Annotated in this window: 18 protein-coding genes and 1 pseudogene; 9 read left to right on the top strand and 10 right to left on the bottom strand. The window is 67.9% G+C overall.

Annotation, left to right across the window (positions count from 1 at the left end; translation table 11 throughout):
- The first annotated feature begins 5 nt into the window (after positions 1-5).
- A complete protein-coding gene (locus ACSYHF_RS15235) occupies positions 6-236 on the top strand; it encodes a glutaredoxin family protein (RefSeq protein WP_032954410.1) in 231 nt (76 codons plus the stop codon).
- A gap of 71 nt (positions 237-307) precedes the next feature.
- On the opposite strand, the gene ACSYHF_RS15230 is transcribed toward ACSYHF_RS15235, so the two are convergent.
- From ACSYHF_RS15230 to ACSYHF_RS15220, 3 genes are read right to left on the bottom strand one after another with little or no spacing between them, the layout of a single operon-like run.
- Entirely contained in the window at positions 308-880 is a 573-nt protein-coding gene (locus ACSYHF_RS15230; protein ID WP_262221066.1) for a YceI family protein, read from the bottom strand.
- Positions 881-883: 3 nt separating this feature from the next.
- Positions 884-1,456, bottom strand: coding sequence for a cytochrome b (locus ACSYHF_RS15225; RefSeq protein WP_005418388.1), 573 nt, complete (start codon positions 1,454-1,456; stop codon positions 884-886).
- A gap of 10 nt (positions 1,457-1,466) precedes the next feature.
- On the bottom strand, positions 1,467-2,099 hold the full coding sequence (locus ACSYHF_RS15220; RefSeq protein ID WP_053499626.1) for a YceI family protein: 633 nt from the start codon (positions 2,097-2,099) through the stop codon (positions 1,467-1,469).
- Positions 2,100-2,263: 164 nt separating this feature from the next.
- Here ACSYHF_RS15220 and ACSYHF_RS15215 point away from each other — a divergent pair, with 164 nt between their 5' ends.
- Both ACSYHF_RS15215 and ACSYHF_RS15210 read left to right on the top strand, forming a co-directional pair.
- Positions 2,264-5,809, top strand: coding sequence for an ATP-binding protein (locus tag ACSYHF_RS15215; RefSeq protein ID WP_447575777.1), 3,546 nt, complete (start codon positions 2,264-2,266; stop codon positions 5,807-5,809).
- A 96-nt stretch (positions 5,810-5,905) separates the two neighbouring features.
- On the top strand, positions 5,906-9,433 hold the full coding sequence (locus tag ACSYHF_RS15210) for an ATP-binding protein (RefSeq protein WP_447575776.1): 3,528 nt from the start codon (positions 5,906-5,908) through the stop codon (positions 9,431-9,433).
- A 555-nt stretch (positions 9,434-9,988) separates the two neighbouring features.
- Here ACSYHF_RS15210 and mdtD read toward each other — a convergent pair.
- From mdtD to ACSYHF_RS15185, 5 genes are all read right to left on the bottom strand, one after another.
- The gene (gene mdtD, locus ACSYHF_RS15205) at positions 9,989-11,398 is read right to left on the bottom strand and encodes a multidrug transporter subunit MdtD (RefSeq protein WP_005418383.1); all 1,410 of its coding nucleotides are present in this window, start codon (positions 11,396-11,398) and stop codon (positions 9,989-9,991) included.
- A gap of 92 nt (positions 11,399-11,490) precedes the next feature.
- The gene (gene hemE, locus ACSYHF_RS15200; RefSeq protein ID WP_032954409.1) at positions 11,491-12,573 is read right to left on the bottom strand and encodes a uroporphyrinogen decarboxylase; all 1,083 of its coding nucleotides are present in this window, start codon (positions 12,571-12,573) and stop codon (positions 11,491-11,493) included.
- Between the two features lie 25 nt (positions 12,574-12,598).
- Positions 12,599-12,838: a WGR domain-containing protein gene (locus ACSYHF_RS15195; protein ID WP_005418379.1), complete on the bottom strand. Its 240-nt coding sequence runs from the start codon at positions 12,836-12,838 to the stop codon at positions 12,599-12,601.
- A 102-nt stretch (positions 12,839-12,940) separates the two neighbouring features.
- A complete protein-coding gene (gene aroB / locus ACSYHF_RS15190) occupies positions 12,941-14,053 on the bottom strand; it encodes a 3-dehydroquinate synthase (protein WP_005418377.1) in 1,113 nt (370 codons plus the stop codon).
- Positions 14,050-14,592 (bottom strand): shikimate kinase, encoded by a 543-nt coding sequence (locus ACSYHF_RS15185; RefSeq protein WP_005418375.1) that lies wholly within the window; start codon positions 14,590-14,592, stop codon positions 14,050-14,052. Before ACSYHF_RS15185 ends, aroB begins: the two co-directional genes overlap by 4 nt.
- Positions 14,593-14,690: 98 nt before the next feature.
- Between ACSYHF_RS15185 and ACSYHF_RS15180 the strand changes: the two genes are divergently transcribed.
- Positions 14,691-14,894, top strand: coding sequence for a dodecin family protein (locus ACSYHF_RS15180; RefSeq protein WP_005410663.1), 204 nt, complete (start codon positions 14,691-14,693; stop codon positions 14,892-14,894).
- 6 nt (positions 14,895-14,900) lie between these two features.
- On the opposite strand, the gene ACSYHF_RS15175 is transcribed toward ACSYHF_RS15180, so the two are convergent.
- Positions 14,901-15,728: a kinase gene (locus ACSYHF_RS15175; RefSeq protein WP_134955616.1), complete on the bottom strand. Its 828-nt coding sequence runs from the start codon at positions 15,726-15,728 to the stop codon at positions 14,901-14,903.
- A 40-nt stretch (positions 15,729-15,768) separates the two neighbouring features.
- Here ACSYHF_RS15175 and pdxH point away from each other — a divergent pair, with 40 nt between their 5' ends.
- The 5 genes and pseudogenes from pdxH (at position 15,769) to ACSYHF_RS15150 (ending at position 18,271) form a co-directional block, all read left to right on the top strand.
- Complete coding sequence (gene pdxH / locus ACSYHF_RS15170; RefSeq protein ID WP_197599076.1) at positions 15,769-16,368, top strand: pyridoxamine 5'-phosphate oxidase; 600 nt, start codon at positions 15,769-15,771, stop codon at positions 16,366-16,368.
- Positions 16,365-16,826 (top strand): aminoglycoside N-acetyltransferase AAC(6')-Iak, encoded by a 462-nt coding sequence (gene aac(6')-Iak / locus ACSYHF_RS15165; protein WP_005418370.1) that lies wholly within the window; start codon positions 16,365-16,367, stop codon positions 16,824-16,826. Before pdxH ends, aac(6')-Iak begins: the two co-directional genes overlap by 4 nt.
- On the top strand, positions 16,823-17,182 hold the full coding sequence (locus ACSYHF_RS15160; protein ID WP_005418368.1) for a hypothetical protein: 360 nt from the start codon (positions 16,823-16,825) through the stop codon (positions 17,180-17,182). Before aac(6')-Iak ends, ACSYHF_RS15160 begins: the two co-directional genes overlap by 4 nt.
- Positions 17,183-17,340: 158 nt before the next feature.
- Positions 17,341-17,801 (top strand): annotated as a pseudogene (locus ACSYHF_RS15155) (DoxX family protein).
- A 32-nt stretch (positions 17,802-17,833) separates the two neighbouring features.
- Positions 17,834-18,271, top strand: coding sequence for an SMI1/KNR4 family protein (locus tag ACSYHF_RS15150; protein ID WP_238562418.1), 438 nt, complete (start codon positions 17,834-17,836; stop codon positions 18,269-18,271).
- 26 nt (positions 18,272-18,297) lie between these two features.
- On the opposite strand, the gene prpR is transcribed toward ACSYHF_RS15150, so the two are convergent.
- Positions 18,298-19,881, bottom strand: coding sequence for a propionate catabolism operon regulatory protein PrpR (gene prpR / locus ACSYHF_RS15145; RefSeq protein WP_095378348.1), 1,584 nt, complete (start codon positions 19,879-19,881; stop codon positions 18,298-18,300).
- Between the last annotated feature and the right edge of the window lie 131 nt (positions 19,882-20,012).

Raw genomic sequence — 20,012 nt, 5'->3', positions numbered from 1 at the left:
GGCCGGTGTTGACCCTTATCCAACGTGACGATTGCCACCTGTGCGACATGGCCCTGGCCGAGCTGGCCAGGGCACGGGCGCCGGAGTTCGAATCGGTGTTCCTGGACGACCAGCCGGCGCTGGAAGCGCGCTATGGCACGCGGGTGCCGGTGCTGCGTGACGAGCGCGGCGACCGCGAGCTGGACTGGCCGTTCGACGCGGCCACGGTTCAGGCGTGGCTGGCCGTCGATCGGTAGTGCCGGCCGCTGGCCGGCAACCCCTCTGTTCCGGGTGATGCCGGCCAGCGGCCGGCACTACCAGATGCGGTTTATTTCGCGTCGAACTTCACGATCGTGCTGATCGCGGTTTCGTCCGGGATGGTCTTGGTGTCGGCCCAGTCACCGCCGCCGACGCCGAAGTCCAGGCGCTTGACCGTGGCCTTGCCGGTCAGCACCGGCTGGGTGCCCGGCTTCCAGGTGAAGGTCAGCGTGACCGGCTTGCTGACACCACGAAGCTCCAGGGTGCCATCGGCGGCGAACTGGTCATTGCCCATGGCGCGGAAGCCCTTGGCGGTGTAGCGTGCGGTGGCGAACTTGCCGACGTTGAAGAAGTCGGCGCCCAGCAGGGTCGAGTCACGATCGCTGTTGCCGCTCTTGGCGCCTGCCAGCGGAATCACCACATCCAGCGAACCGGCAGCCGGGTTGGCCGGGTCGAAGCTGAGCTTGGTCGCGAAGCCAGGGAAGCTGCCGGTGAACACTTCGCCGTCGTACTTGGTGGCGAACACCAGGATCGAACCGGCGCCGGGAGCCTGCGCGTAATCGGCAGCGAGTGCCGGAGCGGTGGCCAGCATGCCGGCCAGGGCGGCGGCCACGGCGGCCGGAGTGGTCAGTTTCAGGTTCATCGGTCAGTCCTTCTGAGGGGAGGCGAGCCAGCCACGCGGCAACATGCGGGACAGCGTTGCATCGCGCTGGAACAGGTGGTGGTAGAAGGCAGCGCCGGCATGGGCCAGCACCACCGCGATCAACAGCCAGAAGCCGTATTCGTGGAGGGCATGGGACACCGCGACGACCTGCGGGTCGGGGCCGCTCAGTTTGGGCACGTCGACCAGGCCGAACCAACGGAACGGGCGCAGGCCACTGGCCGAATCGTACAGCCAGCCCGACAGCGGGATGGCGAACATCAGCACATACAGCAGTACGTGGGTGGCACTGGCGATGCGTTCCTGCCAGCTTGGCACGCCCGGCACCGGCTTCGGTGCCCCGGCGTACAGGCGCCAGCCCAGGCGGAACAGCACCAGCGCCAGCACGGTGATGCCGATCGACTTGTGCGCGGTGTAGACCCAGAAGTACTTGGGCGTCTTGGGCAGTTCGCCCATGGTCAGGCCGACCACGCCCAGGGCGAGGATCAGCAGTGCGATCAACCAGTGCAGGATCTGGCTGACACTCCCCCAGGCGGCGGGGGTGTTCTTGGCGGTCATGAGGGGTCCTCTAGCGGGCCGTCTTGGGGTCGGAGTGTGGAAGGGGAGCGGGAGTTCCCGGGGCGTCGCTGCGGTCGAGGGTGGCTTCCGCCTCGATCCTCAGCTGTACTGCATCACCGATGACGCCCGGCCAGGCGGTGATGCCGAACGCGCGCCGGCTCAGCGTGGTGCTGCCGGAAAAACCGGCGGTGCGTCGGAACGGGGGAAGCGGATAGCGCTTGATGGCGTTGAGGGTCACATCCAGCGTGATTTCCTGGCTGACCCCGCGCAGGGTCAGCGTGCCGATCACGTGGGCGCGCCTGGCATCGATCGGTTCGACCTTGGTGGAGACGAACCGCGCGGTCGGGAAGCGCTCGCCGTCGAGCAGGCTGCGGGCCAAGGTGGCCTGGTTCCACTTGGCATCACCAAGGTCCAGCCGCGACACCGGAATATCCACTTCCACGGTGGCGTCGCGCCAGTTGTCGGGATCGAACCGCACGCGCCCCTCGCTGCCCGATACCGTGCCCATGGCCTGCGAGTAGCCTGCGTGGTCGATCGAGAACAGCACCCGCGTGTGCACCGGATCGAGGCGATAGGTGTCAGCGGCCGCCCAGGCAGGGGCGGTGGCGAGCAGCATCGGCAACAGGGCCAGGCAGGGACGCATCGATGGCGGGCTCCGGAAGGGGACGCTGCGATCATACGCACAGCCCCCTGCCAACGTTGCGTGCATGGGTGCAACAGTTCGTGGTGGTGCCGCCGCTGGAAACAGGCTGTTGCAGCCATGACCCCGGCCCTGTGTGACAATCGGCGCAGGACAGGGGGTTCAGGATGACGAGCGGTTGGCGCCTGTGGTGCCGTGGCATCGCAGGTATGGGACTGCTGCTGCTGGTGGCGATGGCCACGGCGGCTGCGACCCTGGACATGGCAGAAACACCACGCCTGCGCCGCTTCGGTGCCGCCGAAGGCTTGCCGTCTCGCATGGTGGTGGCGCTGGCCGAGGATCGCCAGGGCCACGTCTGGGCCGCCACCGATGGTGGACTCGCCCGCTATGACGGCAACAGCCTGCGGGTCTGGGAGCACGACCCGGAACAGCCGGGCTCGTTGCCTGGCAACGAGATCGAGACCCTGCTGATCGACCCGCTGGACCGGGTCTGGGTGGGCATCAATGGCAAGGGCGTGGCACGCCTGGATGCCGACCGCGAGCGCTTCCAGACCTTCGATACGGTCAATTCCACCTGCCAGGGGCAGTTCTGGGCACTGGCCTATGTCGACGACGCCTTGTGGATCGGGACCAACAACCATGGCGTCTGCCGTTTCGGCGAAGACGGCAGTGTGCGCCTCTACACCCATGATCCCGCGCGCCCGGGTGGCCTGCCCAGCAACAGCATCTTCACCAGCCTGGTCGACGCGCGGGGCCGCCTGTGGGTCGGCACCGAAGCCGGTGTGGCGCGTTGGAACGGCAGCGGCTTCGAGCCGGTGGCCGCGCGGGAACTGGGGAGGCTGAGCGTGCTCCGGTTGAGCCGTGATGCAGACGGTTCGATCTGGGTAGGCAGCCAGAACGATGGCCTCTACCGCATCGATGGGCAGGACCGGGTCAGTCGCCCGCGATGGGCCGACAGTGCCCAGCTGCGGTCGGCCCTGGTCCTGGCCGATCGCCAGGGGGGCTACTGGGCGGGTACCTCCGATGGCCTGTTGCGAGGGGATGCGGCGGCGTTGCGCCGGCTGGAGGGGGACCGCGGCAGCGGCTTCCTGACCGCGCACAGCGGCGTGCTTGACCTGCTGCAGGACCACGAGGGCGGACTGTGGGTGGCGTTGCTGACCCAGGGCCTGGCCTATCTGCCACCGGACTGGCGGCGCTTCTCGATCTGGAACCAGCTCGACGACAAGCCGCTGGACAGCCAGTACCTGTTGAGCGCGGCCAGCGACGGGAAGAACTACTACGTCGGCTCGGCGCGAGGGGTGTACCAGCTCGATGCGCAGGGCACCCTGCGCCTGCTGGCCAGCGACCGGCAGCTCGGCAACGGCGTGGTGTGGTCGGTGCTGCCGCGCCCGGATGGTCGCCTGTGGCTGGGACGCGGCGGCCGCATCAGCGTCTACGATCCGGCCACCGGCGCATTGCGTGATCTGCGGATCGATGGCAGTGCCGACCTGCGCCAGCGCATCGACCTGATGCGGCAGGCCCCTGATGGCACGGTGTGGGTGTCGGTGATGGGCCTGGACCTGCAGCAGCGCGATGCAGAGGGCCGGCTGCTGCACAGTCATCCGCTGGAACATTTCCGCGGGACGGCCGATGCGCCGATCGAGCAGATCCGCTTCGACGCCCACGGCCGGCCCTGGGTGATGGGCGACATGGGCATCTGGCGTGAGCAGGCCGGACGCTTCGAGCCAGTGCCCGGCGTTTCGCGCGGCCCGATCTACGATCTGGCATGGATCGATCCGCAGCAGTTGTGGCTGGCGCGCCAAGGCGCCTTCGAGCGCTACCAGTGGGATGGCATGAGCCTGCGCCTGATACAGCGCATCGACGGCAGTGCGGGCGTGCCGCCGGTGACCATGGGGGGGCTGGCGCTAGCCGACAATGGCCAGCTGTGGGCCACGACGCCGCGCGGCCTGCTGCGGTGGGACCCGAAGACGCGGCGCCTGCAACAGTTCAACGAACGCGATGGCCTGTCCGATGCCGAGTTCACCGGTCGGCCACCTGCGGTGAACGCCGATGGCCGCGTGTTGGCGGTTACCCAGACCGGCCTGGTCGCCTTTGATGTGAATGCCGACGACACCGTGCTGCCGCCTTCATCGCTGGTGATCGCCGAAGTGCGGGTGCGGCGCGACGACGCACGCGGCTGGCAACCGCTGCCGCTCACCGGCACCCTGCTGCTGGGACCGGACGACCGCGATCTGCAGATCGATGCGCGGCTGCTTTCCTATGCCAGCCCGCAGGGCAACCGGTATCGCTTCCGCGTGCAGGGTTACGACCAGGACTGGGTGGAGCAGGGGGGCGATGGCCAGCGCACCCTGTCGCGGCTGCCGACCGGCCGCTATGTCATCGAGGTGCAGGCCGCGACTGCCCGGGGCGCGTGGACACCTTCGCAGCAGTTGCAGGTGAAGGTGCTGCCGCCGTGGTGGCGCAGCGGCATGGCGATATTCGGCTACATCCTGCTGGGGTCGTTGCTGCTGGTGGTTCTGGTCTGGTCGATCCGCGCGCGGCTGCGCCGCCGCCAGCAATGGCAGCTGACGGTGCACAAGCAGCAGTTGGCCGAGCAGGCCTCGCAGGCCAAGAGCCGTTTCCTGGCTACGCTGGGCCACGAAGTCCGCACGCCGATGACCGGCGTGCTGGGCATGAGCGAACTGCTGCTGGCGACTCCGCTGGATCCGGTGCAGCGCGGCTACGCCGGGTCCATCCAGCAGGCCGGCAGCCATCTGCTGCGGCTGGTCAATGATGCCCTGGACCTGGCCCGGATCGAAGCCGGGCGGCTGGAGCTGGACCTGCGCCCGTTTGATCTGGGGGAGCTGCTGGACCAGGTGCAGGGCCTGATGCAGCCGATGGCGCAGCAACGCCAGCTGGTGTTCCAGCGCGGCGAAGACCCGCCCGGGCCGATCAGTGTCAGTGGCGACGAGATGCGCGTGCGCCAGATCCTGCTGAATCTGCTCGGCAACGCGATCAAATTCACCGAGCGCGGCCACGTCGGCCTGGCCGTACGCCTGGAAGAAAAGGGCGGCCTGTGTTTCGAAGTCCATGACAGCGGCCCGGGCATCAACGCCGAGCAGCAGCAGCGCCTGTTCCATCGTTTCGAACAGGCCGACGGCCCGCGTACCGCGTCGCGCTACGGCGGCAGTGGTCTGGGGCTGGCGATCTGCCAGGAACTGGCGGTGGCGATGGGGGGGCGCATCGAAGTGGACAGCCAGCCTGGCAAGGGCGCGCGGTTCCGCGTGCGCCTGCCCCTGCCCTGGACGCGCCAGGCCGCCAGCGAAGCGGGCGACGTGGCGGCCCTGCCGGAACTGCCGCCGCTGCGCATCCTGCTGGTCGAGGACGATGCCACGGTGGCCGAGGTCATCGCCGGCCTGCTGCGCGTGCGCGGGCATGAGGTGGTCCACGTGCTGCATGGCCTGGGCGCGCTGTCGGAGATCGCCACCGATGGTTTCGACGTCGGCCTGCTCGATCTCGATCTGCCCGCGCTGGACGGTACGGCCATCGCCCGCCAGCTGCGCACCATGGGCTATGAACTGCCGCTGGTGGCGGTGACCGCCCGTTCCGATGCCTATGCCGAAACCCAGGTGCTGGCCGCAGGCTTCGATGGCTTCCTGCGCAAGCCGGTGACCGGTGACCTGCTGGTGACGGCCATCGCCCAGGCGCGTGCGAAACGACAGGCGACTGCGTGACGACGCCGACGCCGGGCGTGAACGGCGCGACTTTCGGTTTACCATGCCGACGCCCGCAGCGCGGGAATCATCAGGACCAGCGTGAGGAGGCAATCGGTGGTGTATCTGCGGGCGGCGATGCTGCTGCTGGTCCTCCTGTGCTGCGCGTTGCCCGCTGCGGCACAGCCGGTGCCTCCGAGCCCGCGGCAGGTGACGGTGTTCGATGGCCTGCCGTCCAATACCGTCAACCGCATGGCCGAGGATCGCTACGGTTACCTGTGGATCGCCACCAACGATGGCCTGGCCCGCTATGACGGCCGCACCTACCGCGTGTGGCGTTCCGAGGATGGACTGCGTGACAACCGCATCTGGACGGTGCTGGTCGATGCCCGCAACCAGTTGTGGATAGGCACCGAGAACGCCGGCCTGGTGCGCATGTCGGCCGACCGCCGCCAGTTGCACTTCTACGACCGCAGCAGCCAGCCGTTGATGGGTACCAACACGGTCTGGAGCCTGGCCAGCACGCCTGATGGCTCGATCTGGTTCGGTACCCACGAAGGCGGCCTGTACCGCCTGGACAGCCAGGATCGCCTGCAGCGCTTCCTGCCCGAGCCGAACAATCCGCGCAGCCTGCCTTCGTCGTCGGTGCCCTACCTGGCCACGCTGGCCGATGGCAGCCTGTGGATCGGCACCAAGCATGGCGTGGCGCGCTGGACCGGGACCGACTTCGAGCGTGTCGGTACGGACATCATCCCCAGCCTTCTGATCAACGGACTGACCGCCGAACCGGATGGCAGCCTGTGGATCAGCACGATGGCCGGCGCCACCGTGCGCCGCCCGGATGGCCGCTTCGAAGCCCCCCCGTGGAAGCTGCCGCCGGGCGAGCAGGTGCTGGGCATGATGCTGCGCGATGAGCAGGGCGGGCACTGGCTGGATACACGCACCGGGCTGGGGCGTGCGGTCGATGGCCAGTACCAGACCGTGCCGCTGTACAGCGCGATCGCGCGCGGTCCGGTACGGCCGAACTGGACCGGTGCCTACGAGGACCGCGAAGGTGGCATCTGGTTGGCCAGCACCAATGCTGGGCTGTGGCACCTGCTGCCACGCTGGTGGCAGTTCTCGGTGCTGTCGCGCCTGGAGGACGACCCCAGCTCGCTGCGCAATGCGCTCGTGCTGGGTACCAGCCCCTCCAGCAACGGCGGCGTCTGGACGGTGGGCAGCCATGGCGCGCTGGACCGCTTCGATCCGAAGACCGGCAGGATCGAGCAGCATCGCACCTGGGTCAACGGCATGCACTGGTTGACCTCGGTGCGTGAGGACCGGCGTGGCCAGGTCTGGATTGGATCGACCGATGCGCTGGTGCGCTACGACCCGCAACGGCGCGAACTGCGTCGTTGGGGCCGTGATGCCGGTGCAGATGCGGCGATGGAAGGGGTGGTCGAAGCGATGATGACCTGCGACGGCGACAGCCTCTGGTTGATGCTGCCCGCAGGCGTGCAGCAGCGCGACCTCGACGGCCAGGTGCGGCGCCAGCTGGACAATGGCCAGCGCGGCCTGCAGCAGGGCCAGCTCAACCTCGATGTGGAATGCGGTCCGCAGGACCACATCTGGCTGGCCAGCAGCCGTGGCCTGCTGCAGTGGCTGCCGGAAAGCGAGCGCTTCCAGCCGGTGCCGGGTGCGCCGGCAACGGCGATCCATGCGTTGCATGTGGGCCGTGACGGCCAGGTCTGGTTGTCCGAGGATGGTCGCCTGTCCCGTTACCGCTGGAGCCAGGGACGCCTGGAACGGCAGGCGGTGGTCGGTGCCGAACAGGGCTATCCGGCGATCTCCGCCTCCGGCCTGGTGGTGGATGCGCAGGGCGTGGCCTGGGCGACCAGCGCACGCGGCCTGGTACGTGTCAGTGCCGATGGGCAGAGCGTGCGCCTGTACGGCGTGCACGACGGCCTGCCAAGCCAGGAATTCCGCGAGCACACCTTGATCGCAGCGGCCGATGGCCACCTGGTGGCCGGAACGGCAGCGGGCGCGGTGGTGTTCGACCCGGAGCAGGTACGGCCTTCGGTCCGTCGCGCCCCGCTGGTGATCGAGCGGGTGGAAGTGCGCCGCAACGAGCAGGTGCTGGACATGACCCACGATGCGCCGTTGCAGATCGCCGATGGCGACCGCGACCTGCGCATCGTCGCGCGATTGCTGTCCTTCGCCGACTCGGCGTCCAATACGTACCGCTACCGCCTGGCCGGCTACGACCCCGATTGGGTCGAAGTCGGCCCGGCCGGCGAGCGCCTGTTCTCGCGCCTGGCGCCGGGCAGCTACCGGCTGGAAGTACAGGCCCGGTCGGCCGACCACGTGTGGTCGCGGGTGCAGAGCCTGGAATTCCGCGTGCAGCCGCCGTGGTGGCGCAGCCTGTCCGGCCTGCTGGTGCTGGCGTCGGTCGGGTTGCTGCTGACCAGCTGGTTTGCCTGGCTGTACCGACGCCGCCTGCAGCGGCGGCACGCCTACCAGCTGGCGCTGCACAAGCAGGAACTGGCCGAGCAGGCGTCGGCGGCCAAGACCCGCTTCCTGGCCAACCTTGGCCATGAGATCCGCACGCCGATGACCGGCGTGCTGGGCATGAGCGAGCTGCTGCTTGCCTCGCCACTGGACCCGCAGCAGCGTGGCTACACGCAGTCGATCCGGCATGCTGGCGAGCACCTGCTGCACCTGGTCAACGATGCGCTGGACCTGGCGCGGATCGAGTCCGGGCGCCTGGAACTGCAGTCGCAGTCGTTTGCGTTGAATGGCCTGTTGCAGGATCTGGCGGCGCTGATGGGCCCGCTGGCTGCACAGAAGGGCCTGCGCTTCGTCCTCGACAACCAGCTGCCTGCGGGCCTGCAGGCGACCGGTGATGCCATGCGCGTGCGGCAGATCCTGCTCAACCTGCTGTCGAACGCAGTGAAATTCACCAGCCGCGGCACTATCACCCTGCATGCACGTTGCGATGGCGAGCTGCGTGCGCTGCACTTCGAGGTGCGCGATACCGGCCCGGGCATCAGCCAGGAACAACAGCAGCGCCTGTTCCGCCGCTTCGAGCAGGCCGATGGTGCACGTACCGCCGCGCAGTACGGTGGCAGTGGCCTCGGTCTGGCGATCTGCCGCGAGCTGGCGCATGCGATGCAGGGGCGGATCCAGGTGGAGAGCCAGCTGGGTCGGGGCACCTGTTTCGGCGTGACCTTGCCGTTGCCGCTGGTGGTGAACAGCGATGCCGAGGCATCGGCCGAGGGGCATCGCGACGAAGCGGCGAACATGCCGCCGCTGCGGGTGCTGCTGGTCGAGGACGATGCCACCGTGGCCGACGTGGTGCGTGGCCTGTTGAGCGCACGCGGCCACGAGGTGGTGCATGCCGGCCATGCGCTGGCGGCGCTGCGCGAGGTCAGTGCCGGCGATTTCGACGTCGGCCTGCTGGATCTGGACCTGCCGGGCCTGAGCGGTTTCGAGCTGGCCCAGCACCTGCGCAACCAGGGCTACATGCTGCCGCTGCTGGCGGTGACCGCGCGGACCGATCCGGACCTGCAGCAGCAGGTGGAAGCAGCCGGCATTGGCGGCTTCCTGCGCAAGCCGGTGACTGGTGAGCTGTTGGTGGAAGCGATCGCCAGGGTCATGGGTAGGTAGGTTCTGCAGGGCCTGCAGCCCTGCACCCGCCGGATCAACGTCAAAAGCCTGCATTCCGTGGGATGGCGGGGTGGGTCCGGTTGCGGGAGACGCCGTAAACCCGTCCCTGGGGGCTTGGCCGCGGCATCCATGCCGCGGACACTCCCGCAACCGGACCCACCCCGCCTTCTACAGAATTCTGCGATCTGCAGTAGATCCACGCCATGCGTGGATGCATTTCGATTTCAATTCGACCTATTCGATGTCAATGGACGTTCATCCACGCACGGCGTGGATCTACCCAATCGCGAAAATCTGTCAGAGGTGGGGCGGTGTGGGCTTGCAGGACCGTTGGCGCCATGGATGGCGCCATCGAGCCCACCATGGGTGAGGGCGCTTTGCTTGCGAAGCACTGCTTCGCAAGCGCCCGAACGCACAGCCGCCAGCGGCTGGGCCGGTCTGGGGGTTTACGGCGTGTCCTGCAAGCCCACACCGGCCCACCACCCACTGAATGCTCGCTGTTGCTGTTGCTTCGGCCTCTGCGGGGGCAGGGCCGCAGGCCCTGCCGAACCATCCTCACTCCGCGACGTGCTCGACCTGCCGCGGTTCGGGCTTGGTGTCAGGCAGCTGCCAGAAGATCATCGTCGAGGTCAGGGTGATCGCGCCCACGCACAGGAATGTGGCATGCAGCGCGGCGGTCGCGCTGTTGCTGTCCAGGTGATTGCCGAACGCGGCCAGCAGGCTGCCGGCCGCCGCGGCGCCGAAACCGGCGGCCAGCATCATCACCATCGACAGCAGGCTGTTGCCGGAACTGGCGAATTCGCGGTCAAGGTCGCGCAGCGTCACGGTGTTCATCACGGTGAACTGCAGTGAATTGACCGCGCCGAAGAACGCAAGCTGCACCAGGCGCCAGGCCAAGTGCTGGCCAGGTGTCATCAGGATGAAGCTGGCCATTGCCAGCCCCACCAGCACGGTGTTGGTCATCAGCACGCGGCGGTAGCCGTAACGTTCGACTAGCTTCACTGCCAGTTTCTTCGACACCATGCCAGCCGCCGCTACGGGCACCATCATCAGGCCGGCGTTCATCGGGCCGAGGCCGAGGCCGACCTGCAGCAGCAGCGGGATCAGCATCGGCATGGCACTGCTGCCGATGCGCGAGAACAGGTTGCCGAGGATGCCGATGCGGTAGCTGGGTACGCGGAACAGGGCCAGCGAGAACAAGGGTGCGGTGGAATTGGCGGCATGCAGCCAGTAGCCCACCAGCGCAGCCAGGCCCGCGACCGTCATCAGCATCACCAGCGCGTGTGGGGTGCCGAGTCCGGAGATGCCGTCCAAGGCCAGCGACAGCACCACCATCGCAAAGGCCAGCATGATGTAGCCGCGCAGGTCGAAACGGGTGCGATGGCTGGCGTAATGGTCGGGCATGATCTTCATCGCGGCGATGAAACCGATCACGCCGATCGGCAGGTTGATCAGGAACACCCAGTGCCATGAGGCGATCTCGACCAGCCAGCCGCCCAGCGTCGGGCCGATCAGCGGGCCGACCAGCGCGGGGATGGCGATGAAGCTCATCGCGCGCAGGAAATCCTCGCGCGGCACCGAGCGCATCACCGCCAGCCGACCGACCGGCAGCAGCATCGCACCGCCGATGCCCTGCAGCACGCGCGCGCCGACCAGCTGGTGCAGGTGCTGGGCCAACGCGCAGGCCAGCGAGCCGAGGGTGAACAGGATGATCGCCACCAGGAAGGTGCGCCGGGTGCCATAGCGGTCGGCGATCCAGCCCGAGGCGGGAATGAAGGTGGCGACCGCCAGCGCATAGCTGAACACCACCGACTGCATCTGCAGCGGGCTCTCGCCCAGGCTGGCCGCCATCGCTGGCAGCGCCGTGTTGACGATGGTCGAGTCCAGCATCTGCATGAAGATCGCCAGGGACACCAGCCACAGCAGGGGACGCTGGCGGTTGTAGGTCGATGGCGATGTGGACATGGGGTGTGGCCGGTGCAGCGTGGGGGCCGCCATGATCGCGCACTGCGGGTCACGGCGCGATCAACATCGCGCCGTGATGGCATGCGGAATGCTCAGCGTTGGCTGTGCGCGTGCACCGCGTCGACCAGGACCTGCACATGCGCCGGGTCCATGTCCGGCGACATGCCGTGGCCGAGGTTGAACACATGGCCTTCGCGCGAGCCGCCGTTGCCGGCGGCATAGGTGTCGAGCACGCGCGCTGCGGCAGTGGCGATCGCATCCGGCGAGGCGTACAGCGTGGTCGGGTCGAGGTTGCCCTGCAGCGCGACGCGACCACCGGTGCGGCGCATTGCTTCGTCCAGGTCCAGCGTCCAGTCCAGGCCAAGTGCATCGGCGCCGGTCTGCGACAGTGCTTCCAGGTGCAGGCCGGTGCCCTTGCCGAACAGGATCAGCGGCGTGCGCTCGCTGCCTTCGCCGCGATCCAGGCCCTGTGCAATCCGCTGCAGGTAACGCAGCGAGAACTCGCGGTACATCGCCGGGGACAGCACGCCACCCCAGGTGTCGAACACCTGCAGCGCCTGCGCACCGGCCGCGCGTTGCGCACCGAGGTAGGCGATCACCGCTTCGGTGGTGACCTCCAGCAGGCGGTGCAGCGCCTGCGGATGGTTCAGCGCCATCGCCTTGATGCGTGCGAAATCCTTGCTGCCGCCGCCTTCCACCATGTAGCAGGCCAGCGTCCAGGGGCTGCCGGAGAAGCCGATCAGCGGCACCTGGCCGTCCAGCTCGCGGCGGATCAGGCGTACCGCATCCATCACGTAGCCCAGGTCCTGCTCCATGTCCGGCACCGCCAGCTTGGCGATGGCCGCTTCATCACGCACCGGATGGCGGAACTTCGGGCCTTCGCCTTCGACGAAGTACAGCTCCAGGCCCATCGCATCGGGAATGGTGAGGATGTCCGAGAACAGGATGGCTGCGTCCAGGGGGAACCGGCGCAGCGGCTGCAGGGTGACTTCGCAGGCGATCTCCGGGGTCTTGGCCATGGCCAGGAAGCTACCGGCCTTGGCCCGGGTCGCGCGGTATTCCGGCAGGTAGCGGCCGGCCTGGCGCATCAGCCAGACGGGGGTGCAGTCCACCGGTTCGCGGCGCAGGGCGCGCAGCAGGCGATCGTTGCGGAGAGGGCTGGTCACGATGGGCATTCCTTGGACGGGAGGAGCAGCGGCGTCAGCCGCCGTGCGAAAGGATCTGGAAGCCGCGATGCAGTTCGGCATCGCGGGCCTTCTCGAAGGCGTGGCGGGCGTCGTCGGCCTGCAGGAACAGCTCGCGCCGCAACTGCGAGCGGCTGCCGACGCGGCCGCTCTCGCGCAGCAGCTCCCAGCCGCCGAACAGGTCCGGCTGCAGGCTCAGGCGCAGGAAACGCGGTGCCTGCGCACCGGCGTCGGGATGTTGCAGGTAGACGTGCATGGCGCCGATTGTAGCGGGGCAGGGGTGACCCCTGCCGCAACGTGGTAGTGCCGGCCGCTGGCCGGCAACTTCATGCATGGAGGAGCCGGCCAGCGGCCGGCTCTACCTGGCTGACAGCACCTTCAGTACCGCCGCCTCATCGACGTCCGGCACCACTTCGGCGCGGCCCATGCCGCGCCACAGCACCAGGCGCAGGCGGCCGGCCACGTTCTTCTTGTCCAGGCGCATGCGGCCGAGCAGGGCCTGCGGGTCCAGCCCGGCCGGGATCGCCACCGGCAGGCCGAGGCGTTCCAACAGTGCCTGCAGGCGAGCGCGGTCGGCATCGTCGGCCAGGCCGAGGTCGGTGGACAGCTTCGCCGCCAGCACCATGCCCACCGCCACCGCCTCGCCATGGTTCAGCGCATCGCGGCCTGGAGCCGAGTAGCCCTGCTCGGTTTCGATGGCATGGCCGAAGGTATGCCCGAGGTTGAGCAGGGCACGTTCGCCCTTCTCGAACGGATCGCGCTCGACGATGGCGGCCTTGTGCCGGCAGCTGCGCGCGATGGCTTCGGAAAGCACGTGGTCTTCACCGGCGACCAGCGCATCGGCATGCTGCTGCAGCCATTCGAAGAACACCGCGTCGCCCAGCGCACCGTACTTCACCACTTCGGCCAGGCCTGCACGCAGTTCGCGCGGCGGCAGGGTGGCCAGCACGCGGGTATCTGCGATGACCGCACGCGGCGGATGGAAGGCGCCGACCAGGTTCTTGCCGGCCGGGATGTCGACGGCGGTCTTGCCGCCCACCGACGAATCGACCATCGCCAGCAGGGTGGTCGGCAGCTGCACGCAGTCCACGCCGCGCATCCAGCAGGCCGCGGCAAATCCGGCAAGGTCACCGACCACGCCGCCGCCGAGGGCGAAGACACAGGCGTCGCGCGTGGCGCCGAGCGCCGCAAGCGCTTCGATCGCGCGGCCGAATTCGGCCAGCGTCTTGGAGGCCTCACCGGCGGCCAGCACGTGCTCGCCGATGATCAGGTCGGGACGCGCGGCCAGCAGGGTCTGCTTCACCGGCGCCAGATAGCGCGGGGCGACTTCGCTGTCGCTGAGCAGCAGCACGTGGCGGCCGCGAACGTGCGCGGCCAGTGCAGCGCCATCGGCCTGGGCACCGGCGCCGATGGTGATGGTGTAGGGGCGGTCGCCGCCAACGGCGACCTGCAGCAGGGCGGGGGAAGTCATGCAGTCAGGTCCTGGCGCTGCCATTGCGTGGCCAGCTTGACCACCAGCTGGGCAGTCGCATCGGCAGCGGTGTACGGGTCGGTATCGAGGGTGAGGTCGGCCAGTTCGCGGTATAGCGGGTCGCGGTGTGCGGCCAGGTCGTGCAGCACCTGCTCGCGGTCCGGGCGTTGCAGCAGCGGCCGGCCCTTGTCGCGGGCCAGGCGTTCCAGCTGCGCGGTCACGCTGACCCGCAGGTAGACCACGAAGCCGCGGCGGGCGATCAGTGCACGGTTGTCGGGGTCCAGCACCGCGCCGCCGCCGGTGGAGACCAGCTGGCCGCGGCCTTCCAGCACACGGGCCAGGGCCTCGCGTTCATGGTTGCGGAAACCGGCTTCGCCGGCGTGCTCGAAGATGGTCGGGATGCTGGCACCGGCGGCATCGACGATGGCCTGGTCGACATCGACGAAGTCCAGCGTGAAGCGCTCGGCCAAGCGGCGGCCGATGCAGGTTTTGCCGGCGCCCATCGGGCCGATCAGGATCAGGTTCGGAGCAGGATTCATGCCCTCTGATGCTAACACCTCCGTGCCCTGGCCTTTACGTTCTTCACGTCAGGGTAGGCGTTCCAGCGGGGTCTCCCGCGCCAGCCGGAGTACAGGCCATGACGGTCGCCAAGGTCATCGAAATCACCGCCTCCTCGCCGAAGAGCGTGGAGGACGCCGTGCGCAGCGGGCTGAAGAAGGTCTCCGAGACGGTCAAGGGCATCCAGGGCGCCTGGGTGAACGAGACCAAGGTGGTCACCAATGGCAGCGGCGAGATCACCGAATGGCGGGTCAACCTGCGGGTGACCTTCCTGGTGGAATAGGCGTGCTCAGCGCACGTCCTGCACCTGTCGCTGGCCGTCCAGGACCACCATGTGATCGGCAAGCGCCGGCAGCGCCCGCAGTGCCTGCCGGCTGACCCGCTCGTAGTACTGCACGAAGCGTTCCAGCTGTGGCCGGCTCATGCCGTGCCGGCCTGGCTGAAAGGCCTGCAGGTTCTGCTCCTGCTGCCAGCGCCAGCGCGGTACCACCGAGAAATCCGGCGGCTGCAGGAACCATAGCCGGTCGTAGCGCTGCCACAGCGCCGGGTAGTCGCGGGCCAGCGCCTGGTTGCACCAGCGCCGCCAGCGGCCATCGGCGTCGGCCTCGCGTTCCAGTGCGTTCAACGGGCTGTCCAGCGCGTCGTCATCCTGCGCGGGCGTGCCCAGGAACCAGCCTTCGAACACCAGCAGGTCCAGCGGTTGGTGCAGGCGCGGCCATTGCGCTTCTGGCAGGCGTTCGTCGGCCAGCTTGTCGAAACGCGGCATCGCGAAGGGCTGCCGCGCGGCCACCGCATCCAGCACTGCGTGGGCCAGCGGCAGGTCATGGGTGCCCGGCGGGCCCCGGGTGATCAGCAGTGGATGCACCTGGCGGGCAAGCCGTTGGCGCTGCACGCGGGTCAGGTAGACGTCGTCGATCGACAGCGTGGCGGCGTTCAGGCCGCGTGCCTGGGCGCGGGCCACGACCTGCGCGGCCAGCGTCGATTTGCCGCTCCCCTGCAGGCCGCTGATCGCCAATACTGGAACCGCTGCGCCACTGCCCAGTGCGTCGTCCAGCACCTGTTCGGCCAATGTTTCGGGGAATCCTTTCACCTGGGGCATATACGCAGCAGCGGCCATGCAGCCACAATAGCCCAATCCGTGTGAGAAGAACGCAACCATGAGCGACCTGTACGCCGAAGCCCTGTCCACGTTTGCCGGCCTGTTCGACGAGGCCAAACAGAGCCGCGAGGTCGAGCCGAATGCCATGACCGTGGCCACCGCCGATACGCACGGCCGTCCGTCGGCGCGCACCGTGCTGCTGAAGGCGTTCGATGAGCGTGGCTTCGTGTTCTACACCCACCTGGACAGCCACAAGGGCCGGGAGCTGCAGGCCAATCCGCAGGCTGCACTGCTGTTCCTGTGGCGCAGCCTGCGCGAGGCCGGCATCCAGGTGCGCATCGAGGGTCGCGTCGAGCAGGTGGCCGATGCCGAGGCCGACGCCTATTTCGCCAGCCGCCCGCGGATGAGCCAGATCGGCGCCTGGGCTTCGCAGCAGTCGAAGACGCTGGCCACGCGCGAGGAATTCGACGCGCGCGTGGCCGAGGTCGAAGCGCGCTTCGAAGGCAAGGACGTGCCGCGCCCGGAGGGCTGGAGTGGCCTGCGTGTGGTGCCCGACCGCATCGAGTTCTGGTACGGCGCGCAGTTCCGCCTGCACGAGCGCTGGTGCTATGAAGCCGGTGCGGAAGGGCGCTGGAGCAAGCGCCTGCTGTACCCGTGACCGGCAGCGCGGCCACGACCCGCCCGGCCACGGCGGCCGATGCGGTTGCGTGGGCGCAGCTGCGTCTGGGCCTGTGGCCCGATGCCGATGATCCGCTGGAGACGCTGGTGGCGGCGCTGGCCGAGGACGCAGGTGCGGTTTTCCTGGCGTGTGCAGCGGGTGGCCAGGCGATCGGCTTCGCCGAAGTGCGCCTGCGCCATGACTACGTGAACGGCACCGATTCCTCGCCGGTGGGCTTCCTGGAGGGCTGGTACGTGCAGCCGCAGTGGCAAGGCCGCGGCGTGGGCCGCGCCCTGCTGGCGGCGGTGCGGGCATGGACGCGCGACGCGGGCTGCCGCGAACTGGCTTCGGACAGTCGCGTGGAAGACGTGCAGGCTCACGCCGCGCATCGGGCCTGCGGCTTCGAAGAGACCGAACGGGTGGTCTATTTCCGCATGCCACTGGAGCCATCGGCGTGAATCGCGTGGCGCTGTATCGCGTGGTGGTGTTTGTTCCATCGGTCGCGCTGGACGCAGTGAAGCGGGGCATCCTCGCGGTGGATGCGCTCGCGGCCGGCGACTACGAGCATGGCATGTGGTGGTCGGCGCCGGGATTCGAGCAGTTCCGCCCACGCATGGGGGCGTCGCCCGTGCAGGGTGAAGCGGGTCGCACCGAAGTGGTCGACAGCGTGCGCCTGGAATTCTGCCTGCCGCGCGATCCGCAGCGGCTGCAGCGCATCTTCGAGCAGGGCATCGTGCCGCATCATCCGTGGCAGGTACCGGTGGTGCAGGTGGAGGACATCGAGCTGCTGCTCGCTGACGGGCGGCGGTTGTAGAGCCGTGCCGTGCTCGGGTGCTGCTCCGACGCATGAGGCAGTCGAGCAGGGCTCGACTCCACAAGAGCAGGCTGTCGCAAATGGACCGGCTTGCTTCATCTGCGAGCAGGCCCTTAACCGGCACACTCCGACGGATGTTCTCGACTTCCGGAGTTGCCATGCCCTCCTGGCGTTGCCTGTTTGCGGTGCCGCCGCCGCGTCACGGCGTGGAAGCGTTCCTGCTGTTGATCGCCCGAATCGTGGCCGGGGTGATGTTCTGCGTGTCCGGCTGGAACAAGGTGTTCACCGATGCGGGCCGCGAACGCATGGTGCATACGCTGGTCGATGCGAGGATCCCGTTCCCGGTGTTCAGTGCGCCGGTGCTCGGCGTGATCGAATGGATTGCGGGTGGACTGCTGGCACTGGGCCTTTTGAGCCGCCCTCGGCCCTGTTGCTGGCGGGGATCTGCGCGGTGGCGGCACTTACCGATGGCATCGCGCGCATTCCTGCGGGACTGAGCGTGCCGGATTGGTTGAGCTGGTTCTTCTACCTGAGCGAAGTGCCGCTGGGTGTGTTGCTGTTGTGGATTGCCACAGTTGGGAGTGGGCGGTTCGCGATAGAAGTGCGCTGGGCGCGTTGAACATTGAGTGATGCGGAGGCAGTTGAATGCGGATGAATGATCTGATCCGGCGCGTGGTTCGCGCGTACCCGGATCGTCGGAATCCTGATTGCGCTTCGGCGGCCGACGTCATGCGTCGCTTGGGCGTTGCTCCTCACTGCGATATGTGGATTTTCTACATGGCGGTCAATGGCGCGCTGCCTGCTGTGAGCGGTAGGCTTGAGTTGTTGCGTATCGTTGGTCCTGGAATTCCGAAGATTCCAGACCAGGCTGAGTACGTTTGGGATCGTTACGAGCTCCCAGCGGATTTTCTTCCGTTGTCATCTGACGAAGGTGAGGGGATGTATTTGTACGATGTGCGAAAGGAAGATGTGCATGACTATTGCCTGGCTCGGCATGATCAGTTTCTTTCGGGTGAAACTCCTGCCCGTTGGAAGAATTTCGTAGATTTCATCGTTTGGTACATCAACGATGATGATCGGGCGGCTTAGATGAAGCAGTCGAGCAAGCTCGACTTCTACAACCCTTCAGCGCGCAACCAGCGCCACAGCGTGGTGCGGGATACCCCCAGCGCCTGCGCCATGCCCTCACGATCATGCCGGTGTTCCCGCAGCAGTGCTTCCAGCTGCGCACGCGGTGGCCGCTTGCCGTTGCTTTCCACCGGCAACGCCGCGACACCTTCATGCACCAGCTCGGGTGCCAGCTGCAGCAGCCGCGCTGCATCGATCAACCCTTCCCCAGGCTGCCAGTGGATGCGTAGTCGATCCACCAGATTGCGCAGTTCGCGCACGTTTCCCGGCCACTCGGCCGCGCTCAGCAACGCCAGTGCCTCCTCATCCAATGGCGCGTCGATGCCACGCAGCTGGCGGAAGAAGTGCTGTGCCAGCAGCGGGATGTCACTGCGCCGCGCACGCAGCGGGGGCAGGGCGATGCGTAGCGCGGCCAGCCGGTAATACAGGTCGCGACGGAAGCTGCCGGTCGCCGCGTGCTGTTCCAGCGACTTCAGGGTGGCGGCCACCACGCGCAGGTCGACTGCGGTCGGTTCGGTAGCGCCGACACGCAGCACCTCGCGTTCTTCCAGCACGCGCAGCAGGCGGGTCTGCAACGGCAGCGGCAGTTCGCCGATCTCATCCAGGAACAACGTACCGCCATCGGCGGCCTCGACCAGGCCCACGCGACCACCGCGCCGTGCACCAGTGAAGGCACCATCGCTGTAGCCAAACAGTTCGGCTTCCAGCAGTGATTCGCTGATGGCGCCGCAGTTCAGCGCCACGAAGCGCCCGCGACGGCCGCTGGCGGCGTGCAGTTGACGCGCTACCAGTTCCTTGCCGGTGCCGGTTTCGCCGGTCACCAGTACGGTGCTGTCATGCGGTGCATAGAGCGCGATCTGTGCGCGCACCTGGGCCATCGCTTGGCTGTCGCCGAGCAGTTCATGCGTGTCGGCACGCGCTGCCGGGCGCCGGCGCGGGGCGGCTCGGTTGCCGCTGGAGCGGGCCAGCGCCTGGGTCAGCTCCAGCGCATGTTCAAACGCCTGCCGCACCGAGTCGGCCGAATAGAGCAGTACCCCCGGCAGGCCGGCCTGCTCGGCATGGTCGATGGCCATGCCGGTGCCGACGATGACCTCGATGCCGTTGGCGCGCAGGTCGGCGATGCAGTCGCGCGCATCCTCGCGGGTGACGAAGCGGCGGTGCTCGATATCCAGGCCGAAACTCTGCTGGAAGTTGCTGAACGCCGGTACGTCGCTGGCGTGGGTGACCAGGCCGATGCGGCTGGCGATGCGGCGGGCACGGGCCAACGCTTCCATCAGGTCGAAGCCATTGGCCTGGATCGGCACCAGTGGCAGCCCCAGCCGACCGCGCAGCCAGGCCGCGTTGGAGCCGCCGGCGATGACCACGTCGCAATGCTCGCGGCGCAGGCGTTGACCGATCACATCCACCGCTTCCTCGAAACCTAGGTTGATCTGCTCGATGCGCGCGCGTCGATCGAATTCGGGAATGACATCGCCGAGCAGGCCGGTCAGGCGCGAGACGCTGACCGTCCAGATCACCGGGCGACCGGGGTCGGTGTCGGCGTGGCGCAGGGGTGAGCGGGGCAGGTACATGGCGGCTGGAGGTCGACGTGATGTTTCATGATATATCCGTTTCAATGTTTCATATGTTTCACTATTGCGTGGTGGTCATCCCCGTGAAATCAACGGCTTGCAGCTTGGCATGGTGCTTGCGCCTATCTATC

This window comes from Stenotrophomonas maltophilia group sp. P373, assembly GCF_053295075.1.
This window is presented reverse-complemented; position numbering and strand designations above follow the sequence as displayed.